The sequence below is a fragment of the Streptomyces sp. F001 genome, assembly GCF_004187715.1.
Lineage (GTDB): Bacteria > Actinomycetota > Actinomycetes > Streptomycetales > Streptomycetaceae > Streptomyces > Streptomyces flavusporus.
This window is the reverse complement of the sequence record NZ_QZWF01000041.1, coordinates 62,548-81,160: the sequence shown is the minus strand read 5'-3', so window position 1 is coordinate 81,160 and position 18,613 is coordinate 62,548. Positions and strand designations below refer to the sequence as shown.

Genomic DNA, 18,613 nt, shown 5'->3' with positions numbered 1-18,613 from the left:
GAGGTGGGGTCGGTGTGGATAATAGCTACGGCGTCAACCCCTGTGGAGACGCCCGATCATGACGCCGCATCAGGGAAAAGGTCAGGTCGTCGACCTGTCACCCGTACCGACATGACTGCCGCGGAAAGGCCCGACGCCATGCGCACCGCTTCGACGGGACAGCAGAGCACCGAGCGCACAGACCGCGAGACGCGGCCGACGGGAGCTCCCCGCGCCACGCCCCTGAGAGCGCTGGGCGAGGTGCCGTGGCAGGAGATCCGGGACTCCACCGGCTGCGCGGCCGGCATCCCGCTGCTGCTCAACAAAATCGCCTGGGGCGGCGCCGACACCGCCGCGGCGGCACTCGACGAACTGCGCGACCGTGTCTGCCAGTACGGCTTCGTGGTGGAGCAGGCGACGGCCGCGACGGTCCCCTTCCTGTGGGAACTTGCCCAGCTTCCCCATGTGACCTGCCGTGCCCGCATCATCGAGCTGCTGAAGAACATCGCCGACGCCCGGCAGTGGGAGAACACCGCGACGGCGTATCCCAAGCTGCTCAACCACCGTGAGAACCACGTGGTCTGGGAGCGCGCCGCCCGTCAGGCCGTCCGTGCCCGGCGGGGCGTCGTCCGGCAGCTCCAGGCCGAGAAGGACGCCGAGATCGCCCACGCGTCCACCGAACTCGCCCGGTCCCTCGGCGAGTAGGAGCCCCAGCCCCACCCGTACGGCGCGTCTGCGCCGCTCGTCGGTCTCACGCTGCGGACGCCCCGGCATTCCTGCCGTCATCTGGTGTACCCCTGGCCACACTGGGCAGAAAGCGCTTCCTGCCTCCTTGGCCCGGCTGACGGAGAGGACCACCGCGGATGGCGTCGTCGCACGAGAGACCGCTCGACCACCGCTACCGGGGCGAACACCCGATACGCACCCTCGCCTACCTGTTCCACGCCGACCGATGGCGACTGGCCGCCGCGGTCGGCGTCTTCACGGTCAAGCACAGCCCGGTCTGGCTGCTGCCGCTGATCACCGCGTCCATCATCGACACCGTCGTCCAGCACCAGCCGATCAGCAGGCTCTGGACCAGCACCGGGGTCATCATGTTCATCCTGGTGGTCAACTACCCGCTGCATGTGCTGTACGTCCGCCTCCTGTACGGCAGCGTGCGCCGCATGGGCACCGCCCTGCGCTCCGCGCTCTGCACCCGGATGCAGCAGCTCTCCATCGGCTACCACTCCCGGGTCAGCGCCGGAGTGCTGCAGGCCAAGGTGGTGCGCGACGTCGAAACCGTCGAGCAGATGGTGCAACAGACCGCCGAAACGGGACTCGGCGCGATCACCGTCCTCACCGGAGGACTCGTCATCATCGCCATCCGCACCCCCGAGTTCGTCCCCGTCTTCCTCGTCGTCGTGCCCGCCGCCGCACTCCTCGTGGCCCGCCTCAGGGCCCGGCTGCGCACCCACAACGAGCACTTCCGCCACGAGGTCGAGACGCTCTCCTCGCGCGTGACGGAGATGACCCGCCTGATCCCGGTGACCCGTGCGCACGGCCTGGAGGGCAAGGCACTGCGCCGCATGGACGGCACCCTGCGCCGGCTGCTGACCTCGGGGATGCGCCTGGACCTGGTCAACGGCCGGTTCGGCTCACTCGCCTGGGTGGTCCTCAACGTGGTCGGCGTCCTCGTTCTCGCCGGCGCCGCACTGATCTCGTACTACAACGTCTGGGGCGTCACCGCCGGCGATGTCGTCATGCTCAGCGCCTTCCTGACCACCCTCACCAACTCCACGACGACACTCACCGGCCTGGCGCCGGTCATCACCAAGGGCCTCGAATCCGTCCGCTCGGTCGGTGAGGTGCTCCAGGCGCCCGAGCTCGAGGACAACGAGGGCAAGGCCGAACTCACCGCGCTGCGCGGCGCCGTCACCTTCGAGCACGTCTCTCACGCGTACGAGGACGGCGGACGGCCCGCCGTACGCGACTTCAGTCTCTCGGTGACACCGGGCGAGACGATCGCCCTGGTGGGCGCGTCCGGCGCCGGGAAGTCCACCGTGCTCAACCTCGTCATCGGCTTCATCCGCCCCACCTCGGGCCGGCTGCTGCTCGACGGGACCGACATGAACACCCTCGACCTGCGAACCTACCGGCGCTTCGTGTCGGTCGTGCCGCAGGAGTCGGTCCTTTTCGACGGAACGGTCCGCGAGAACGTCGCCTACGGGATGGACGACGCCGACGAGGAGACGGTCCGGGCGGCGCTGCGGGACGCCAACGCGCTGGAGTTCGTCGACGGGCTGCCGCAGGGACTCGACACCCTGGTCGGCGAGCGCGGGGCGCGGCTGTCCGGCGGGCAGCGGCAGCGGCTGGCCATCGCCCGCGCCCTGATCAGGGACCCCAGGGTGCTGGTGCTGGACGAGGCGACCTCGGCGCTGGACACCCGTTCCGAGGCGCTCGTCCAGCAGGCCCTCGCCCGGCTGCTGCACGGACGCACCACGTTCGTGGTCGCGCACCGGCTGTCCACCGTGCGGGGCGCGGACCGGATCGTCGTGATGGCCGACGGCCGCATCCAGGAGATCGGCACGCACGAGGAACTGCTGCGCCGGGGCGGCGCCTACGCGGCACTGCACAGCGGCCAGGCCGCCTGACCGTCCGCCGGAAGGGCCGGACACCTGTGCGGTGGGCGACGGTTCTGCGTCAAATGGGTGCCGGGTACCCAAGAAGACGATTGGTCCGGCTCCGTCCGGGCATACGGTGCGCAAAAGTCGAGAGAGGGGCGCCCCGTGCTTGTTCCGGACCCGAAGGTCGTCAGGAGGCTGCTGACCAGGTACGCATCGCTGCGCATCGCTCAGGCGGAGAGGGAGACGCCGACGAGGGCACGGGAGTTGGCGGACGTCAGTCACACCCTGTGCGTCCTGACGGGTACGACCAGCATCCGCGAGGCGATCGCCCGGGCGGACGCCCTGCTGGCCGGCGGGAGTGCGCCGGACCCGGACGGGGAGAGCGGTCTGTCGCTGGCCGGGTGACTCCGTCCGCGGAGCCGCTCGTAGCGTCAAGGAACCCTGGTGCCCGTGCCGTTGACCCGGTTCGGGCGGTCCGCGGCGGGCCGGGCCAGCCACTCCGCGATGGTGCGGGCGATCGGCTGGCCCGTGTCCACCTCCACGAAGCCGAACTGTCCGGACTGGTTGCACTCCAGGAACCACCACGTCCCGTCGGCGTCCTCCACGAAGTCGAAGGCGCCGTAGGACAGTTCCGCGTCCCGGACGTATGCGCGGACGCCGTCGGCGATCCGGGCGGGGACGTCGGAGGAGCGCCAGGGCCGGTCGTCCTTGGCGAAGCGGACGTCGACCTCCTCCGGGTCGGCGTCGGGGGCGGTCGCCTTGCGGGCGGCCAGCATCCGCTCGCCGACCACGGTGAGCCGGATGTCGGCCCGCTTGGCGATCCGCCGTTGCAGCAGGGTCGGGCCGAAGGCGACCGCGGCGAAGTCGGTGTCCGGCGCCACCCGGCTGGTCGGCACCGCCCTCGGCGGCTCCTGGGGATGCGCGCCGGAGACAGGTTTGACGACGAGGTCGGGGAAGCGTGCGGCGAAATCCCGGGCGGCCTGCGGGAAGGTCGTGATCAGGGTGGCCGGCACGGGCAGTCCGCTGCGCTGGGCGAGGCGGAGCTGCCAGGGCTTGTACCGGGCGCGGCGGGCCGCGTCCGGATGGTTCATCCAGCGGGCGGTTGAGCTGCGCAGCATGCCGTACAGCGCCTGCGAGGACTCCTCGGTGAGCCACGCGGACGGCTCGGCCACCCGCGTGGCCGGAGTTCCCGGCCGGCGCACCCACACGGACCGCAGCCCGTCCATGCTCACCAGCCGGCCAGCGGACCACAGATGCCCGCGGAAGGCGCCGTGCACATACTCGCCCGACAGCGCGGCTCCGCCGGTCAGGTCGGCGGGATCGAGGCGGACCACCGGGACTCCGGACGCGTTCAGGTGGACGACCACCATGTCCGCCGTCACGTCCTGGTCACACGTCAGGATCAGTACGGTCATCGTCGACGGTCCGTGTTCAGTCGTCGAAGTGCGTCTTCGAGCCCGCGGTGGACGTCGTCGTCCCCAGCTCCCTGAGCAACGCGAGATCGGTGGCGGCGATCCGGCCGTCGAACAGCACGTTCAACTGCAGGCCGGGATCGTAGGCGTACGGAGTGGCGACATCCAACTCTGCCGCCGGGCGTGCGTAGTTGAGCGCGAACGGTTGCATCGTCTCTCCCTCTTCGGTGCTGCCCCGGCCAGGCGTCGGCCTGCCGTGTCGTCGCTTAGCCCGTGGATCTCCGGGGCTTTCCATGGACTTATACGAATCGAACGGGTGATTGGTTTCCTTACGCTCCGTAGTGGCGGGCGAGTTGGCCGCTCTGAACCTGAGACGGAGGACGGCGCCTTCCGGTTGACTGGTCGTGATGCACAGCACGGTGCACCCCGGGCGGCCGGGGGAGCACATGGGGGTGATGGCGGGCGCGCGGGCCCGGTGTCGCCCCGAGCGGCCGCAACGGGGCGTGGATCCGTTGTGGAACGTGGGCGGTTGGAGGTCAGACGGGGTCGGCCGGGCGTCGTGCCGGGGCGGTGCGGTGGTCTCGTGCGGTCAGGGGCGTGCGCAGGGTGCGCAGGGCCAGGAGCAGTGCGCCGACGTCGTCGAGGTACACCGGATCGGGCAGCAGGTCGGCCGGGAGCACGAAGTAGAGAACGGCCCCCCAGAACACCCAGGGCGGCCCGGTCGGCAGCCCGGCGCGCCGCAGTCCGCGCCGGGCCCGGACCAGCCGCACCAGCAGCCCGACGGCCACGGCGAGCACGACGGCGAGGATCACGGCGATGACGGCGAGCACTGCTGTGGTGGAATCCACGGGCCCTCCTCGGTCCGGTGCGCCGCCGGTGGACGCGCCTTTCCTTGAATTCCCGGATTCCGCCCTGATATTGCCTCCGTTATGCCGTTTGTGACCTATCGGCACACCCCGTACGACTATGCCGGTGACCGGAGTGCGCCGGTGACTGCTCCTCAGCCGCCGGAACCGCCCTCGGTACCGTCCGGTTCCGCGGACGACGCCGGACGCCGGAACTTCGCGGTCGCCTTGAAACGTCCGAAAGAGCGCGTCAACTGCTGGAGCGGGGAACCGGAGGACACCTCCTGCGGTGGCTCCGCCGTCGGCGGTTCCGGCAGTGCGGCGGACGACTCGCGGTACACGGCCAGCGCCTCGTTGGCCCGCTCGGCGGCCTCCCGGTACAGGTCCCGGGACCTCGTCATCGCCTCCAGGGCCTCGGCGTACATGGCCACCAGCGCCCGCTCGCGGGCGAGCTCCTCCTCCAGGGTCAGCAGGTGCCAGTCCTCCCGCAGCGCGGTGAGGACGCCGTCGGCACCCTCCGGCAGCGGCCGCGGCGAGGCGACGTAACGGGTCAGCGCGTCGATGAGCTCGCTCGGTTCGCTGCCGTCCAGGAAGACACTGCGTACGGAGCAGGCGTCGACGTCGTAGTCGTCCGGGGCCAGCGAGCCGGGCAGCACCACGGCTCCGCCGCGCGGCACCTGCACACCGAACTCGCGCAGGGCCCAGTTCACGGCCCGCAGCTGGTGCGGCGCGGCGCGGTGCTCCACCACGCGGTGCCGCAGACCCGGCGGCAGCAGCCGGGCCAGCGGCAGACGTCCCAGCGCGTCGGGCGTCATGGCCTCGTGGACGACGACGTGGACGGACCACGCGCTGCGCGCGGCGCCCCTGAGCACGCGCCGCAGGTCCTTGTCGTCCGGGGGCAGCGGGTTGATGTCCCGCAGGCGCAGGTCCGCGTCGGCCTCGTGGTCCCAGGCGGCGTCGGGATCGTCCGGCCAGAACATGGTGGTGGGGGACGGCCATCGCAGGTCCCACGGACGCTCCGCCTCCGCCGCCAGCACCCACTCCTGCCCGGCGGCCGAGCCGTGGGCGAGAGCCAGCCTGGCCCGCACGGTCACCGTCCCGTCCACCTCCCAGCGGGCCTCGAAGACGCGTTCGTGGGCGCCCTCGGGCTCGGGCAGCTCCAGATGGTCGCGGATGACGCCGCGGTCCTTGAGGTGCTGGAGGTGGCGCCGGAGGACGTCTTCCGCGGCGGGCCCGGCATGGCGGCCGCGAGCCAGCCAGACCGTGGGGGGAGTCATGGGGCGGACGGTGGTGGAGGGCATGGGGTCCATCTGTAACGGGGGCGTGGTGCGACTGCCAGTATCGTCGCCGCAGGTGGACGGGATCATCCCGGGGGTCACCCGGAACGGCCGTGTCGAGGACGGCGGCCGTCCGCCTGCGGCCGGGTGCATCGTCGGCGATCGTGGGCAGGAGGACATCGGCCGACCGCACTGCGACAAGGAGTGACCCATGAACGTGGACCTCGATGGGCGAACCGCGCTGGTGACCGGCTCCTCCCAGGGCATCGGAGCGGCGATCGCCGTGGGACTGGCCCGCGCCGGAGCACGCGTGGGCGTCAACGGACGCAACGCCGAACGCCTCGAACGGAGCATCGAGAAACTGCGGGCCGAGGCGCCGGAGGGAGACTTCGTGGCCGTAGCGGCTGACCTGGGCACCGAGGAGGGCGCCGCGGCTGCGGTGGAGACGCTGCCCGACGTGGACATCCTGGTCAACAACCTCGGCATCTTCGGCCCGGCGCCCGCCCTGGACATCACCGACGACGAGTGGCGCCGCTACTTCGAGATCAATGTGCTCTCGGGCGTCCGGCTGACCCGCTCGTACCTCCCACGGATGATGCGGCAGGGGTGGGGCCGGGTGCTGAACATCGCGAGCGACTCGGCCGTCGTGATCCCCGCCGAGATGATCCACTACGGGATGTCGAAGACCGCCCTGCTCGCGGTGAGCCGCGGTTTCGCGAAGGAGGCGGCCGGCAGCGGTGTCACGGTGAACTCCGTCATCGCCGGTCCCACCCACACCGAGGGCGTCGAGGACTTCGTCTATCAGCTGGTGGACCGCGACCTGCCCTGGGAGGAGGCGCAGCGCGCGTTCATGCGGGACCACCGCCCGCAGTCACTGCTCCAGCGCCTCATCGAGCCCGAGGAGATCGCGAACCTCGTGGTGTACCTGAGCTCCCCGCTGGCGTCCGCCACGACCGGCGCCGCCGTGCGTGTGGACGGAGGATACGTCGACTCGATCCTGCCGTAGGCACGGTGAGGCCGCTCACCAGCCGGTCCACAGCAGGTGGTTGACCAGCAAGGCGACCACGGCCTGCGCCGCCAGCCAGATGCGGGGGCGGGGCAGGAACGCGCAGGCGGCGAGGAGCCAGAGGGCGAAGGGCAGCCAGATGCGCTCCGTCTCCGCCTTGCTCATCCCGGACAGGTCGGCGGCGAGGAGGGCGAGAAAGGCGCCGAGCAGAAGCACCGCGAGGCGGCTCTCGGCGACCGGCCCCTCCGCGTCACCCGGCCGGATCGGCAGACGGCGGCGCTGCCCGACGAGCGTGCCGCCCGCCCGTGACAGCCCCGCCACCGTCGCGAGGCCCACGACGAGGACGGTGCACGCCGGGTTGGCCCACACCCAGTACCCGTACGGCCGGACGCCCCCGGCACCCTGGTTGTAGCGCTCGACCAGCAGGTGGTACGCCTCCCAGTAGTTGAACCCCGCAAGGGTGAAGACCAGCGGGAACACGGCCACCCCGGCCAGGAGCGGCAGCAGCACCGCGCGCCGGTTCCGGCCGAGGACGAACACCCCCAGACCGATGATCCCGATCAGCGTGAGCCCGTACGACAGATAGCAGGTCAGCCCGTACAGCAGTCCCGCCCCGCCCGCCGCGATCCGCGACCGAGCCCCCGGCGGCCTCGTCACCGCAAGCGCCAGCAGCGCCACCGACCAGGCGGCGACCGCCGTGAAGTACCCGTCGGCCGACGTTCCCATCCACACCGCGCCCGGCGCCAGTACCAGAAACGGCGCCGCCCGCCGCGCGAGCCCCTCCCCGGTCAGCACCCGCACCGTCACCAGCACGGCGATCACCGCCGTGGCCCCGACGGTGATGCACCAGACCCCGGCCCAGGCCCCGCCGCCGAGGCCGATCCGGTCGAGCAGGACGAAGGTGAGCGTGGCCGCCGGCGGGTGCCCGGCGATGTGCGCGGGCCAGTGGTCGGGGCCCTGGATCACGATGTACTCGGTGAAGTTCCGCACAGTGGCGGGGATGTCCTGGAAGCGGTCGATGACCTGGAGGTACTCGTACCGCGTGGTGAGCCGCTGCGCGACACCCCGGTGCCAGCCGTCGATCAGGGCCAGCGACCAGGTCCAGGCCATGGCGGTGCCGCAGGCCACAGCCAGGAGCGCGCGCCACGGCAGCCGCGCGGCGAGCCCGGGCCCGTACGCCACCACGGCGATCGCCACCGCGATCGCGGCCGGGGTGCCCGGGCCCGCGTGCGGGCCCCAGGAGGCGAGCAGCGGAGGCCAGTTGACGAACAGCGTGCCGTCGGTGTCCTCGATGTGGCGGCCGACCAGGACCGCCGCGACGACGAGCAGGACGGCGGCCAGGGCGGCGCCCAGGTCACGGAGAGGGGAGCGGATCACACGCAGGACGCTAGGCCGCCGACGCACCCACCAGGGCGTCCTGCGCCCTGATGTCAGCGTTTCGTCATGAGTTGCGCGGTGTCTTCGGGCGGGCCGCGGCCTACCGTCGAACCATGCGCGACCAACGGCTTCCCTCGTCGCCCGGCTTCTGGCGCAGCCCCCTGCGCGGCCCGCGGTTCACCGCCGTCTTCGGCGTCGTGCTGCTGGTCGGCATCACCCTGCTGTTCGTGACCGGCCTGCTGTCGTACGCCGCCTACAACCCCGACCTGTCGCCGGTCAACGACCAGACACCGGACAAGGGGCTCCTCGGCTTCTACCTCTTCTCCTGGCCGACCGACCCGCACTGGCTGTACCGGCTCACCCAGGGCGTCCACGTCACCCTGGGGCTCACCCTCATTCCCGTCCTGCTGGCCAAGCTGTGGTCGGTGGTGCCCCGGCTGTTCGCGCTGCCGCCGGCCCGTTCGGTGGCGCACGCGCTGGAGCGGATCTCGCTGATCCTGCTGGTCGGGGGCGCCCTGTTCCAGTTCACGACCGGCGTGCTCAACGTCCAGGTGGACTACGTCTTTCCCGGCTCGTTCTACACGCTGCACTTCTACGGCGCCTGGGTGTTCTTCGCCGCGTTCGTCGTGCACGCCGCCCTGAAGTTCCCCACGGCGGTGCGTAATCTGCGCGGGCTGCGCGCGGAGGAGGGCGATCTGGTGCCCCCGCGGCCGGCCGAGCCGACCGTGTCCCGCCGTGGCGCCTTCGGGCTGGTCTCAGGAGCCTCGCTGCTGATGTTCGTCACGACGGCGGGCCGCAGCTTCGACGGGCCGCTGCGCGAGACGGCCGTCCTCGCACCGCGCGGGGGACCCCAACCGGGCAGCGGCCCTGGCGGCTTCCAGATCAACAAGACGGCCGCGTACGCCGGAATCGACCGCCGGGAGACGAGTGACGAGGCGTGGCGGCTGGTCGTCACCGGCCGCTTTGGCGTCGTCCGGCTGAGCCGGGACGAGCTGCTGGGCCTCCCGCTGCACAGCGCCGCGCTGCCGATCGCCTGTGTGGAGGGCTGGTCGACCTCCGACCAGTGGTGGCGCGGTGTACGGCTGCGGGACCTCGCCGCCCTCGTCGGCCACGACGAACCGACCGACGTGCTCGTGGAGTCCCTCCAACGGCACGGCGCCTTCCGCCATGCCGCGATGCGCGCCAACCAGGTGGCCGACCCGCGCTCCCTGCTCGCCCTGGACGTCAACGGCGAGCCGCTGACCCTCGACCACGGCTACCCGGCCCGGATCATCGTGCCCGCCGCGCCGGGCGTGCTGAACACCAAGTGGGTGACACGGATGACGTTCGGAGACCTGTGATGCGCCGCCCCACCCTCGTCCGACCGCACCTCGTCCTCGGCAGCCCGCTGCAACTGCTGCTGCTCGCCGCTTCGTTCGCGCTCGCCGGATACGCGGGCGTGCGGCTGCTCGCGGGCGACTGGTTCCAGGTGGCGCTGTGGTTCGTGGGCGCGGCCCTCGTCCACGACCTGGTACTCCTGCCGCTGTACGCGGCCGCGGACCGGGCGGTCACCGGCGCGCTCGGCGCGGTGCGGCGCCGGGAGTGGATCCCGTACGTCCGTGTCCCGGCCGCCCTGTCCGGCCTGTTGTTGCTGGTGTGGTTCCCGCTGATCAGCGGCCGGGTCGACGAGCGCTACCGGCTGGTCTCCGGGCTGTCGGCGGACGGCTTCCTGGCCCGCTGGCTGCTGATCACCGCCGTTCTGTTCGGCGGCTCGGCACTGCTGCTGGTGCTCCGGCTGCGCAGGGCGACGAAGCAGCGTCCGCCGGCCGCCCACTGATCCTCCACGTCGAGCCATAGCGCGCGGGCGTACCGCAGCAGGGCCGGGGTGCCGAGCCGGGCCCACGGGAAGGGGACGCCGGCGGTGCCCCGCCCGTCGGTGACATGGACCTGGACCCGCTCGTCCACGTCCGCGGGAACCGTCTCGACGATCACCAGACCGCCCGGGGCGAGGAGCCGGGACACCCGGTCCAGCAGCGCGGGCGGGTCGCCGCCGATGCCGACGTTGCCGTCCATCAGCAGCGCGGTGCCCCAGCGCCGCTCGGCGGGCAGCGGCTGGAAGACCGACCGCCGCAGGACCCGGCCGCCCAGCCGTGCGGTGTGCGCGACCGCGGCCTCGCTGACGTCGATGCCGAGCGCGGTCCGGCCCCGGGCGGCGAGTTCCGCGACCAGCCGGCCCGGGCCGCAGCCCACGTCGAGCACGGCACCCTCGCAGCGGTCCAGGACGGTCAGATCCGCGTCGTCCGGGCGCGCACACCACCGCTCCACGTCCAGCGGGAGCAGCCAGCCGTCGGTGCGGCGCAGGAACAGCGGTCCGCGGCCGGTGCGCAGGGCGTGCACATAAGGATCGGCCGACCAGGGGAGCAGGGCGGGCTGTTCGGTGTCGCCCGGCCGGGCGATCTCGTACGGGGCGGTCATCGGCCGGTGGCCGCATGCAGTCGGGCCAGCTCCGCGGCGAACCGGCCGTGCGGTGCCAGCGCGGCCACCGCTTCGGCGTCGGCTGCCGTGTCGACGTCCCGCAGCGGGGGCAGATCCCGCACCCGGAGCCCGGCGGCGACGAGCCGGTCGCGCTGTACGGCGCCGGTGGCCGGCGTCGACATCGGGACACCGCGCAGCAGCTCCGGGGCCGGCTCGGCGAGGCCGAGCGCCCAGAAGCCCCCGTCCTCGGCCGGACCGAAGTACGCGTCGCTGTCGGCGAAGTCCACGGTCAGCAACTGCGGCGTCACCTGTGGGGTGTCCATCCCGATCAGCAGGGCAGGGCCGTCGCACCCGGCGAAGGCGTCCGCGAGCCGCTCGTCCAGGCCGCCCGCGCACTGTGGTACGACGTCGAAGCCGGACGGCAGCCAGGCGCCGGGGGCGCCGTCGAGCACCAGGACCCGCCGCCGGGCCGGCGCGGAGGCCACCGCACGCAGGGTGTCCACCAGGGCCGCCTCGGCCAGCACGGCCGCCTGAGCGGGGGTGAACGGGGGCGTCAGCCGCGTCTTGACCCGGCCGGGCCGCGGCTCCTTGGCGATGACGAGCAGCGTGGTCAACGGGGGGTCCCTCCCTGCGCGGACGGGGTGGTGCGCCCCTGCGTCGCGGGGGGTTCGGCCAGGACGCGGCGCATGTCCCGTACCGCCTGCCAGGTGCCCCGCCAGGTGCCCGTGACCTTGGACGCCCCGGTGCGGGGCAGGTAGGGCACGTCGTGTTCGGCGATGCGCCAGCCCGCGTCGGCGGCGCGCACCACCATCTGGAGCGGATAGCCGCTGCGCCGGTCGGTGAGCCGGAGGCCGAGCAGCGCCTCGCGCCGGGCGGCGCGCAGCGGGCCCAGGTCGTGCAGCCGCAGGCCCGTGCGGCGGCGCAGCATCAGCGCCAGCGCGATGTTTCCCGCCCGGGCGTGCAGCGGCCAGGCGCCCCGGCCGTGTGGTCGGCGTCGGCCCAGCACCAGGTCGGCCGCACCGTCGTGCACCTCGCGCACGAACGGGGCCAGGAGCGAGGGATCGAGGGAGGCGTCGCAGTCGCAGAAGCACACGATGTCGGCACCGGCGGCGGTCAGTCCCGCGTGGCACGCGGCCCCGAACCCGCGCCGCGGTTCGTGGACGACGGTCGCGCCGAGCGCGCGGGCGAGGTCCGCCGAGCCGTCGGTGGAGCCGTTGTCCACGACGAGGGCACGCCATCCGGCAGGGATGCGCTCCAGGACCCAGGGCAGTGCGTCGGCCTCGTTGAGACAGGGGAGGACAACGTCGACGGTCGGTGAGAGGGGAGGGGTCGTCACGGCTTTCACCCTACGAAGAGAAAACGGGCATATCGGGCTTCTGTTTCTTACGAAACGCGGACCTCGGGTCGCTGCCGCGGAGCGGGCCGCTCACCGGCCGCGCAGCCCGGACCGCGCGAACTCCCGCATGCCGTCCGCGAATCCGACCTCGGGCTTCCAGCCGAGCTCGGACCGCAGTCGCGAGGAGTCCGCGGTGATGTGGCGGACGTCCCCCAGCCGGTACTCCCCGGTCACCACGGGCTCGGGCCCGCCGTACGCCGCGGCCAGCGCCCGCGCCATCTCCCCGACCGTGTGCGGTTCTCCGCTGCCGGTGTTGTACGCCACGAGCGCGCCCGGCGGGCAAGCCGCCTGAAGCGCTGCCACGTTGGCCGCCGCCACGTCCCGGACGTGGACGAAGTCCCGCCGCTGGCGGCCGTCCTCGAACACGCGCGGGGCCTCGCCCCGGGCGAGCGCCGAGCGGAAGAAGGAGGCGACCCCGGCGTACGGGGTGTCGCGGGGCATCCGGGGCCCGTACACGTTGTGGTACCGCAGCGACACCGCCGACCCGCCCGTGACCCGCGCCCACGCCGCCGCCAGATGTTCCTGGGCGAGCTTCGTCGTCGCGTAGACATTGCGCGGATCGACCGGTGCGTCCTCGCCGACCAGCCCGGGTGACAACTCCGCACCGCACGCGGGGCACCGGGGTTCGAAGCGTCCCGCCGTCAGATCGGCGACCGCCCGGGGCCCGGGCCGCACCACTCCGTGCCGGGCGCAGTCGTACCGTCCCTCGCCGTACACCACCATCGATCCCGCCAGGACGATCCGTGGGACACCCGTGTCGGCCATGGCCGTCAGCAGTACGGCCGTACCGAGGTCGTTGCGCGAGACGTACTCCACGGCGTCGGCGAACCCGGACCCCAGCCCGACCATCGCGGCCTGATGGCACACGGCGTCGACACCGGACAGGGCGCGGCGTACCGCGTCGATGTCCCGCACGTCCGAACCGGGGTCCGTGCGCACGTCGTACACGACGGGTTCGTGCCCGCCCGCCGCCAGTGCCTCGACCACATGGGACCCGATGAACCCGGCACCGCCGGTGACCAGTACTCGCATGGCCACACGCTAGGTCGGCGAGCCGCCCGCGCCGTCGCTCCGCGCCCGGCACGTCACAGGTCCGTAAGACCGGCCCCGGCACCGCACGCGTGAGGGGCCCGGCGCCACCATCGCGCCGGGCCCCTCACCGCCGGGTTCGCCTCCGCGCTTACGCGCCGCTCTCCCGCAGCATGTCCTCACGCTCGACGATCTTCACGCGCTCCCGGCCCTGCGGCTCACCCAGGGCCTTCTCCGCGGCGTCCAGCTTGTACCAGCCCTCCCACGTCGTGAAGCGGATGTTCCGCTCGGCGAGGAACGCGTCCACGGCCTCGGGCGCCGGCGCCGACGGGGTGTGCAGACGGCTGTTGGCGAAGTCGTCCAGCAGGTTGGACACCGTCTCGTTGGCGTCGCCCTTGGTGTGGCCGATGAGGCCGACCGGGCCGCGCCGGATCCAGCCGGTCACGTACACCGACTGCAGATGCGAGCCGCTCTCCTCGATGACCCGGCCGCCCTCGTCCGGGACCGTGCCCGAGTCGATGTCCCAGGGCAGCTTGGGCAGCTTGTCCGACAGGTAGCCGACCGCGCGGTAAACGGCGGTGACGTCCCAGTCGGTGAACTTGCCGGTGCCCTTGACGTTGCCGGTGCCGTCGAGTTCGGTGCGCTCGGTGCGCAGGCCGACGACCTTGCCGTCCTCGCCCAGGACCTCCGTCGGCGACTCGAAGAAGTGCAGGAAGAGCTTGTGCGGGCGGTCGCCGACGTCGCGGATCGCCCAGTTCTCCAGGGTCTTGGCGACCATGTCGGCCTGCTTGTTGCCGCGCCGGGTCTCGATCGAGCCCTCGTCGTAGTCGATGTCCTCGGGGTCGACGATGACCTCGATGTTGGGGGAGTGGTCCAGCTCGCGCAGCTCCATCGGGCTGAACTTCGCCTGCGCCGGGCCGCGGCGGCCGAAGACGTGGATCTCCTTGGCCCGGTTGGCCTTGAGGCCGTCGTGGACGTTCGCCGGTATCTCGGTGGGCAGCAGCTCGTCCGCGGTCTTGGCGAGGATGCGCGCGACGTCGAGGGCGACGTTGCCGACGCCCAGCACGGCGACCTTCTCCGCCTGAAGCGGCCAGGTGCGCGGCACGTCCGGGTGACCGTCGTACCAGGAGACGAAGTCCGCCGCGCCGTAGGAGCCGTCCAGCTCGATGCCCGGGACGGGCAGGGCCCGGTCGGCCGTGGCGCCGGTGGAGAAGACCACGGCGTCGTAGAACGAGCGCAGGTCGTCCAGGTTGATGTCGGTCGGGTAGTCGACGTTGCCGAAGAGGCGGATCTGCGGCTTGTCGAGCACCTGGTGGAGGGCGGTGATGATGCCCTTGATTCTGGGGTGGTCGGGGGCGACGCCGTAACGGATCAGTCCGAACGGCGCGGGCATCCGCTCGAAGAGGTCGATGGACACACCGGGTTCGGCGGCCACGTCGGACTTGAGCAGTGCGTCGGCGGCGTAGATCCCGGCGGGGCCGGCTCCGACAATGGCTACCCGCAGAGGGCGGGGCATGATCAGGTTCCCTTCGAGCGGTGACGTGCGACTCGAGGGGAAGCCTAAGCTGAGGCAAGCCTAACCTGGTACGCGGGTCCGTTCTATGAGCTCATAAGCTGACCTTATGGGTCTCATAAGGTCTCCTCGGGGGCCGTCGAGGCGTCCCCGCGCCGCCGGTCCGCGCCGACCCACCGTAGTGTTTTGCTTCTGCCTGTGGTGGTGAAGGAGAGCCGCGGCGGCATGCCGCATCTTGATCTGTTGTCGACGTTCCTGGAGATCTACCGGGCGGGATCGCTGTCCGCGGCGGCTCAGCGGCTCGGGGTGACCCAGCCGGCCGTCACCGGTCAGCTCGCCCGGCTCGAGGAGCAGATCGGCGAGCCCCTGTTCGTCCGTACGCACAAGGGTGTCACCCCGACCCAGCGGGCCGCCGCGCTGGCGTCCCGCATCGGTGTGCACGTCGACGGGCTGCGCGAGGCCCTGCACCCGGCCGATGCCGAGCCGCCCCTGCGGGGCACCGTGCGGATCGGCGGAGCGGCCGAGGTGATGACGCTGCGTGTGCTGCCGGTGCTGGCCGGGCTGGCCCGCCGCGGTATGACCGTCCACGTGACCCTCGGGCTGGCCGACGACCTGCTCTCCCAGCTGGTCAACGACCGGCTCGACCTGGTCGTCTCGGCGGTGCGGCCCTCTCGTGCGGCGGTGCTCGCGGTGCCGCTCGTGGACGAGGAGTTCGTCCTGGTCGCACCGCCCGCGATGGCCCACACGATCGACGCCGGCCGCCTGAGAACCGAGCCGGCGGCCGCACTGGCGCATCTGCCGCTGGTCGCGTACGCCGAGGAACTGCCCATCGTGCGCCGCTACTGGCGCAGCGAGTTCGGGCGGCGGCCGCCGAATCCCGTGGCCATGGTCGTCGCCGACCTCAGGGCCGTCCTCGCGGCAGTGGTCGCGGGTGCCGGAATCTCCGTGCTGCCGCGGTACATCGCCGCACCGGCCCTCGCTGCCGGGGAGGTCGTGCAGCTGCACCACCCGGAGGTGGAGCCGCTCAACACCCTGTACCTGGCGGTACGGCGGGGCGCTCCGGCGGGCCCCGCCGTCACCGTGCTGCGCGACCATCTCCAGCAGGCCGCGCGCCGGTGGAACACCCTGTGAGCGCTACTCGGCCACGCCGCCCGGAGTGAGCACGACCTTGCCGACGACGGTGCCGGACTCGGCGTGCCGCAGCGCGGCCGCTGCCTCCTGGAGCGGGTAGACCCGGTCGATCTTCGCCTCGATCGCCCCGGACCTGAGCAGGTCGAAGATCTGCGTGAGGTCTTCGCGCAGCTCCGCCCGGTACTGCCGCGGATGCCGCGCCTTGCCGGCCCACAGGTTGAAGAAGTGTGCGCTGCGGCCGTTGGGCAGGGCGTTCCACACCGCGAGCCGGGCGACGAGCTTCAGAACCGTGATCGTCCCGTTGCCGGTCTGGTCGCGGGTCGCGGCGCTGCCGTAGGAGACGAGGGTGCCGCCGGGGGCGAGCATCCGCCAGGAGTCCTCGATGCCCTTGCCGCCCACGTGGTCGAAGACGGCGGCCACGCCGTCGGGCGCCAGCTCGCGGACGCGGGCGGGGATGTCGCCGCGGTAGTCCACGGGGAGGGCGCCCATGCCGGCGACGGCCTGCTGGTTGCGGGCCGAGGCGGTGCCGATGACGGTGATGCCGTTGCTGCGGGCGAGCTGCACCAGCACGCTGCCGACGCCGCCGTTGGCCCCGTGCACCACGATGGTGTCGCCCGGGCGGACCTTCGCCGTGCGGTAGAGCATGCGCCAGGCCGTCGCGCCGTTGGTGACCAGTGTCTCGGCCTCCGCCGCGGTCACCCCGTCGGGAACCGGCACCAGATCCGCCGCGTCCAGCAGCACGTGGTCGGCCCATCCGCCGGTCTTGGTGAGAGCGGCGACCCGCTGCCCGACGGACAGCCGGGGCCGGCCGGGCTCCGGTGGGCCCAGTTGCTCGACGACGCCGACCAGGTCGTAGCCGGGCACGAAGGGGAACTTCGGCATGTCGTAGTACTTGCCGCGCCGCATCTGCTGCTCGGCGAAGGTCACGCCGCTGGCCTCCATCCGGACCACGGCCTGGCCGGGGCCGGGCTGGGGCAGCTCTCGTACCCGGAGTTCGAGGCTCTCGGGCTCTCCGACGGCGGGCAGGACGACTTCGGTGGCTTGCACGACTGGCTCCTTCTGTAGACGTACGGCAGATGTGTGGTCAACCACTCACTGGCGAGGCCAGGGGGAGGGCGACTGTCGGTCCGCAGGGACCGGACGGCCGCCCGGGCGGGGTCGGTCAGTAGTGCGTGATGCCCGCCGCCAGGGTGCGGGTCCAGGGCGCGTCGACGGACTCGGCGTCGATGGAGACGATCAGATGGCAGAGCATGCCGGTGGCGAAGAACTGCTGGACCTGCTCCTCGCTGCCGCCGGACGCGCCCCGGACGTACTCGACCGCGCGGGCGTACCCGGCCCTGACCGCCTCCCTGACGGCGGGCTCGGAGACGGCCGCCGCCTGGGCGTGCAGCTGTACCAGCAGCAGGTCGTTGTCGCTGATGAGGCGGGCGTAGGCATCACCCATCGACTCGAGCACGGCCTCGGGGGCGCTGCTGCGGGCCTCGGCCGCTCCGCCTTCGAGGGCTGCGCGCACCTGGGTGAAGCAGTGCTCGACGACTGCGGTGAACAGCGCCTCCTTGTTCGGGAAGAGCCGGTAGACGTAGGCCTGTGAGATGCCGGCCGCCTTGGCCACTTCCGTGGTGGTGGTGCCGAAGTAGCCGCGGGCCGCGAACGCGCCGATGGCGGTGCGCAGGACTGTTTCGCGGCGTTCCTCGGCGGTGGAGAGTCGGCGCTGTTCCGTCTTCATGTGAGTACTTAACCACTCACACTTGAGGAGTGTCAATGGTCCTTGGTCGGCCATCTAGCTCGAGGCAAGGGGAAGGTCATAACTTTCCTAATGGCTTTCGCGTGCAAGGGAAAGTTCCCTGATGGACCATGGTCCGCATGTCGAAGATTCTGATGGTCATTTCGAGCGCGAACAGCATGCAGCTGGCCGACGGCTCCACCCACCCCACCGGTTACTGGGCAGAGGAGGTCGCCGCGTCCCACGAGGTGCTCACCGCCGCCGGTGCCGAGGTTTCGATCGCCACGCCGGGCGGCGTCCGGCCGACGGTCGACGCCCTCAGCCTGGACGAGCGCGGCGGGGTGGCGGAGGCCGACGCGCAGCGGCTGCGTGCCTACCTCGACGGCATCGCCGACCAGCTGTCCGCGCCGCTCTCCCTCGCCGAGGTGCGGGCCGGCGACCACGACGCGATCTACATCCCCGGCGGCCACGCCCCGATGGCCGACCTCGCCACGGACGCCGACCTCGGCCGGCTGCTCGACGAGGCCGACGCCTCGGGCCGAACGGTGGCGGCCCTGTGCCACGGCGTGGCCGCGCTGCTCAGCGCCGGCCGGCCGGACGGCGGCTTCACGTTCGCCGGCCGCACCCTGACCTCGTTCACCGACGAGGAGGAGCGCCAGGGTGGTCTGGGCGACAACACGCCCTACTACGTGGAGAGCAGGCTGCGTGAGCGCGGTGCCGTGGTCGAGGCCGGGCCCGCGTGGAGCAACACGGTGGTGCAGGACGGCAACCTGATCACCGGTCAGAACCCCCAGTCCAGCAAGGCCACGGCCGAGGCCGTACTGAAGACCCTCGCCGACTGACCGCCGGGCCGCGCCCACCCGGG

Annotated in this window: 20 protein-coding genes; 8 read left to right on the top strand and 12 right to left on the bottom strand. The window is 72.2% G+C overall.

The window, feature by feature from the left end; all coding sequences use genetic code 11:
• Nucleotides 1–138 precede the first annotated feature (138 nt).
• From StrepF001_RS40665 to StrepF001_RS40655, 3 genes are all read left to right on the top strand, one after another.
• Entirely contained in the window at nt 139–684 is a 546-nt protein-coding gene (locus StrepF001_RS40665) for a hypothetical protein (RefSeq protein WP_129803140.1), read from the top strand.
• A 158-nt stretch (nt 685–842) separates the two neighbouring features.
• Nucleotides 843–2,612, top strand: coding sequence for an ABC transporter ATP-binding protein (locus StrepF001_RS40660; protein ID WP_129803097.1), 1,770 nt, complete (start codon nt 843–845; stop codon nt 2,610–2,612).
• A 135-nt stretch (nt 2,613–2,747) separates the two neighbouring features.
• Entirely contained in the window at nt 2,748–2,990 is a 243-nt protein-coding gene (locus StrepF001_RS40655) for a DUF5133 domain-containing protein (RefSeq protein WP_129803096.1), read from the top strand.
• 26 nt (nt 2,991–3,016) lie between these two features.
• Here StrepF001_RS40655 and tgmB read toward each other — a convergent pair whose 3' ends face one another.
• From tgmB to StrepF001_RS40635, 4 genes are all read right to left on the bottom strand, one after another.
• Nucleotides 3,017–4,000 (bottom strand): ATP-grasp ribosomal peptide maturase, encoded by a 984-nt coding sequence (gene tgmB, locus StrepF001_RS40650; protein WP_129803095.1) that lies wholly within the window; start codon nt 3,998–4,000, stop codon nt 3,017–3,019.
• Nucleotides 4,001–4,016: 16 nt separating this feature from the next.
• Nucleotides 4,017–4,208, bottom strand: coding sequence for a putative ATP-grasp-modified RiPP (gene tgmA, locus StrepF001_RS40645; protein ID WP_129803094.1), 192 nt, complete (start codon nt 4,206–4,208; stop codon nt 4,017–4,019).
• A gap of 325 nt (nt 4,209–4,533) precedes the next feature.
• Entirely contained in the window at nt 4,534–4,845 is a 312-nt protein-coding gene (locus StrepF001_RS40640) for a hypothetical protein (RefSeq protein WP_129803093.1), read from the bottom strand.
• A 152-nt stretch (nt 4,846–4,997) separates the two neighbouring features.
• Entirely contained in the window at nt 4,998–6,143 is a 1,146-nt protein-coding gene (locus StrepF001_RS40635) for a hypothetical protein (protein ID WP_129803092.1), read from the bottom strand.
• A gap of 52 nt (nt 6,144–6,195) precedes the next feature.
• Between StrepF001_RS40635 and StrepF001_RS49875 the strand changes: the two genes are divergently transcribed.
• Both StrepF001_RS49875 and StrepF001_RS40630 read left to right on the top strand, forming a co-directional pair.
• Nucleotides 6,196–6,327 (top strand): hypothetical protein, encoded by a 132-nt coding sequence (locus tag StrepF001_RS49875; RefSeq protein WP_276322890.1) that lies wholly within the window; start codon nt 6,196–6,198, stop codon nt 6,325–6,327.
• 3 nt (nt 6,328–6,330) lie between these two features.
• A complete protein-coding gene (locus StrepF001_RS40630; RefSeq protein ID WP_129803091.1) occupies nt 6,331–7,125 on the top strand; it encodes an SDR family oxidoreductase in 795 nt (264 codons plus the stop codon).
• Nucleotides 7,126–7,140: 15 nt separating this feature from the next.
• Here StrepF001_RS40630 and StrepF001_RS40625 read toward each other — a convergent pair whose 3' ends face one another.
• On the bottom strand, nt 7,141–8,502 hold the full coding sequence (locus StrepF001_RS40625) for a hypothetical protein (protein WP_129803090.1): 1,362 nt from the start codon (nt 8,500–8,502) through the stop codon (nt 7,141–7,143).
• 113 nt (nt 8,503–8,615) lie between these two features.
• On the opposite strand from StrepF001_RS40625, the gene StrepF001_RS40620 reads away from it, so the two are divergent.
• On the top strand, nt 8,616–9,842 hold the full coding sequence (locus StrepF001_RS40620; protein WP_129803089.1) for a molybdopterin-dependent oxidoreductase: 1,227 nt from the start codon (nt 8,616–8,618) through the stop codon (nt 9,840–9,842).
• A gap of 331 nt (nt 9,843–10,173) precedes the next feature.
• Here the strand turns inward: StrepF001_RS40620 and StrepF001_RS40610 are convergent, their stop codons facing one another.
• The 5 genes from StrepF001_RS40610 to StrepF001_RS40590 all read right to left on the bottom strand — a co-directional run bounded on the left by StrepF001_RS40610 (nt 10,174) and on the right by StrepF001_RS40590 (nt 14,897).
• Nucleotides 10,174–10,956 carry a methyltransferase domain-containing protein gene (locus StrepF001_RS40610; protein WP_129803088.1) on the bottom strand — a complete coding sequence of 261 codons (783 nt, stop codon included), beginning with the start codon at nt 10,954–10,956 and terminating at the stop codon, nt 10,174–10,176.
• Nucleotides 10,953–11,570, bottom strand: a complete 618-nt coding sequence (locus StrepF001_RS40605; protein ID WP_129803087.1) for a DUF2064 domain-containing protein — start codon at nt 11,568–11,570, stop codon at nt 10,953–10,955. The genes StrepF001_RS40610 and StrepF001_RS40605 overlap by 4 nt, the downstream gene beginning before the upstream one ends.
• Nucleotides 11,567–12,301, bottom strand: coding sequence for a glycosyltransferase family 2 protein (locus StrepF001_RS40600; RefSeq protein ID WP_129803086.1), 735 nt, complete (start codon nt 12,299–12,301; stop codon nt 11,567–11,569). Before StrepF001_RS40600 ends, StrepF001_RS40605 begins: the two co-directional genes overlap by 4 nt.
• Nucleotides 12,302–12,382: 81 nt before the next feature.
• A complete protein-coding gene (locus StrepF001_RS40595; RefSeq protein ID WP_129803085.1) occupies nt 12,383–13,384 on the bottom strand; it encodes an NAD-dependent epimerase/dehydratase family protein in 1,002 nt (333 codons plus the stop codon).
• 148 nt (nt 13,385–13,532) lie between these two features.
• Complete coding sequence (locus StrepF001_RS40590) at nt 13,533–14,897, bottom strand: FAD-dependent oxidoreductase (protein ID WP_129803084.1); 1,365 nt, start codon at nt 14,895–14,897, stop codon at nt 13,533–13,535.
• Nucleotides 14,898–15,119: 222 nt separating this feature from the next.
• Between StrepF001_RS40590 and StrepF001_RS40585 the strand changes: the two genes are divergently transcribed.
• Nucleotides 15,120–16,025 carry a LysR family transcriptional regulator gene (locus StrepF001_RS40585; RefSeq protein ID WP_129803083.1) on the top strand — a complete coding sequence of 302 codons (906 nt, stop codon included), beginning with the start codon at nt 15,120–15,122 and terminating at the stop codon, nt 16,023–16,025.
• Between the two features lie 3 nt (nt 16,026–16,028).
• Here the strand turns inward: StrepF001_RS40585 and StrepF001_RS40580 are convergent, their stop codons facing one another.
• Complete coding sequence (locus StrepF001_RS40580; RefSeq protein ID WP_129803082.1) at nt 16,029–17,072, bottom strand: medium chain dehydrogenase/reductase family protein; 1,044 nt, start codon at nt 17,070–17,072, stop codon at nt 16,029–16,031.
• Between the two features lie 115 nt (nt 17,073–17,187).
• Entirely contained in the window at nt 17,188–17,751 is a 564-nt protein-coding gene (locus StrepF001_RS40575; protein WP_129803081.1) for a TetR/AcrR family transcriptional regulator, read from the bottom strand.
• Nucleotides 17,752–17,888: 137 nt separating this feature from the next.
• Here StrepF001_RS40575 and StrepF001_RS40570 point away from each other — a divergent pair, with 137 nt between their 5' ends.
• The gene (locus StrepF001_RS40570) at nt 17,889–18,590 is read left to right on the top strand and encodes a type 1 glutamine amidotransferase domain-containing protein (protein ID WP_129803080.1); all 702 of its coding nucleotides are present in this window, start codon (nt 17,889–17,891) and stop codon (nt 18,588–18,590) included.
• Nucleotides 18,591–18,613: the final 23 nt, after the last annotated feature.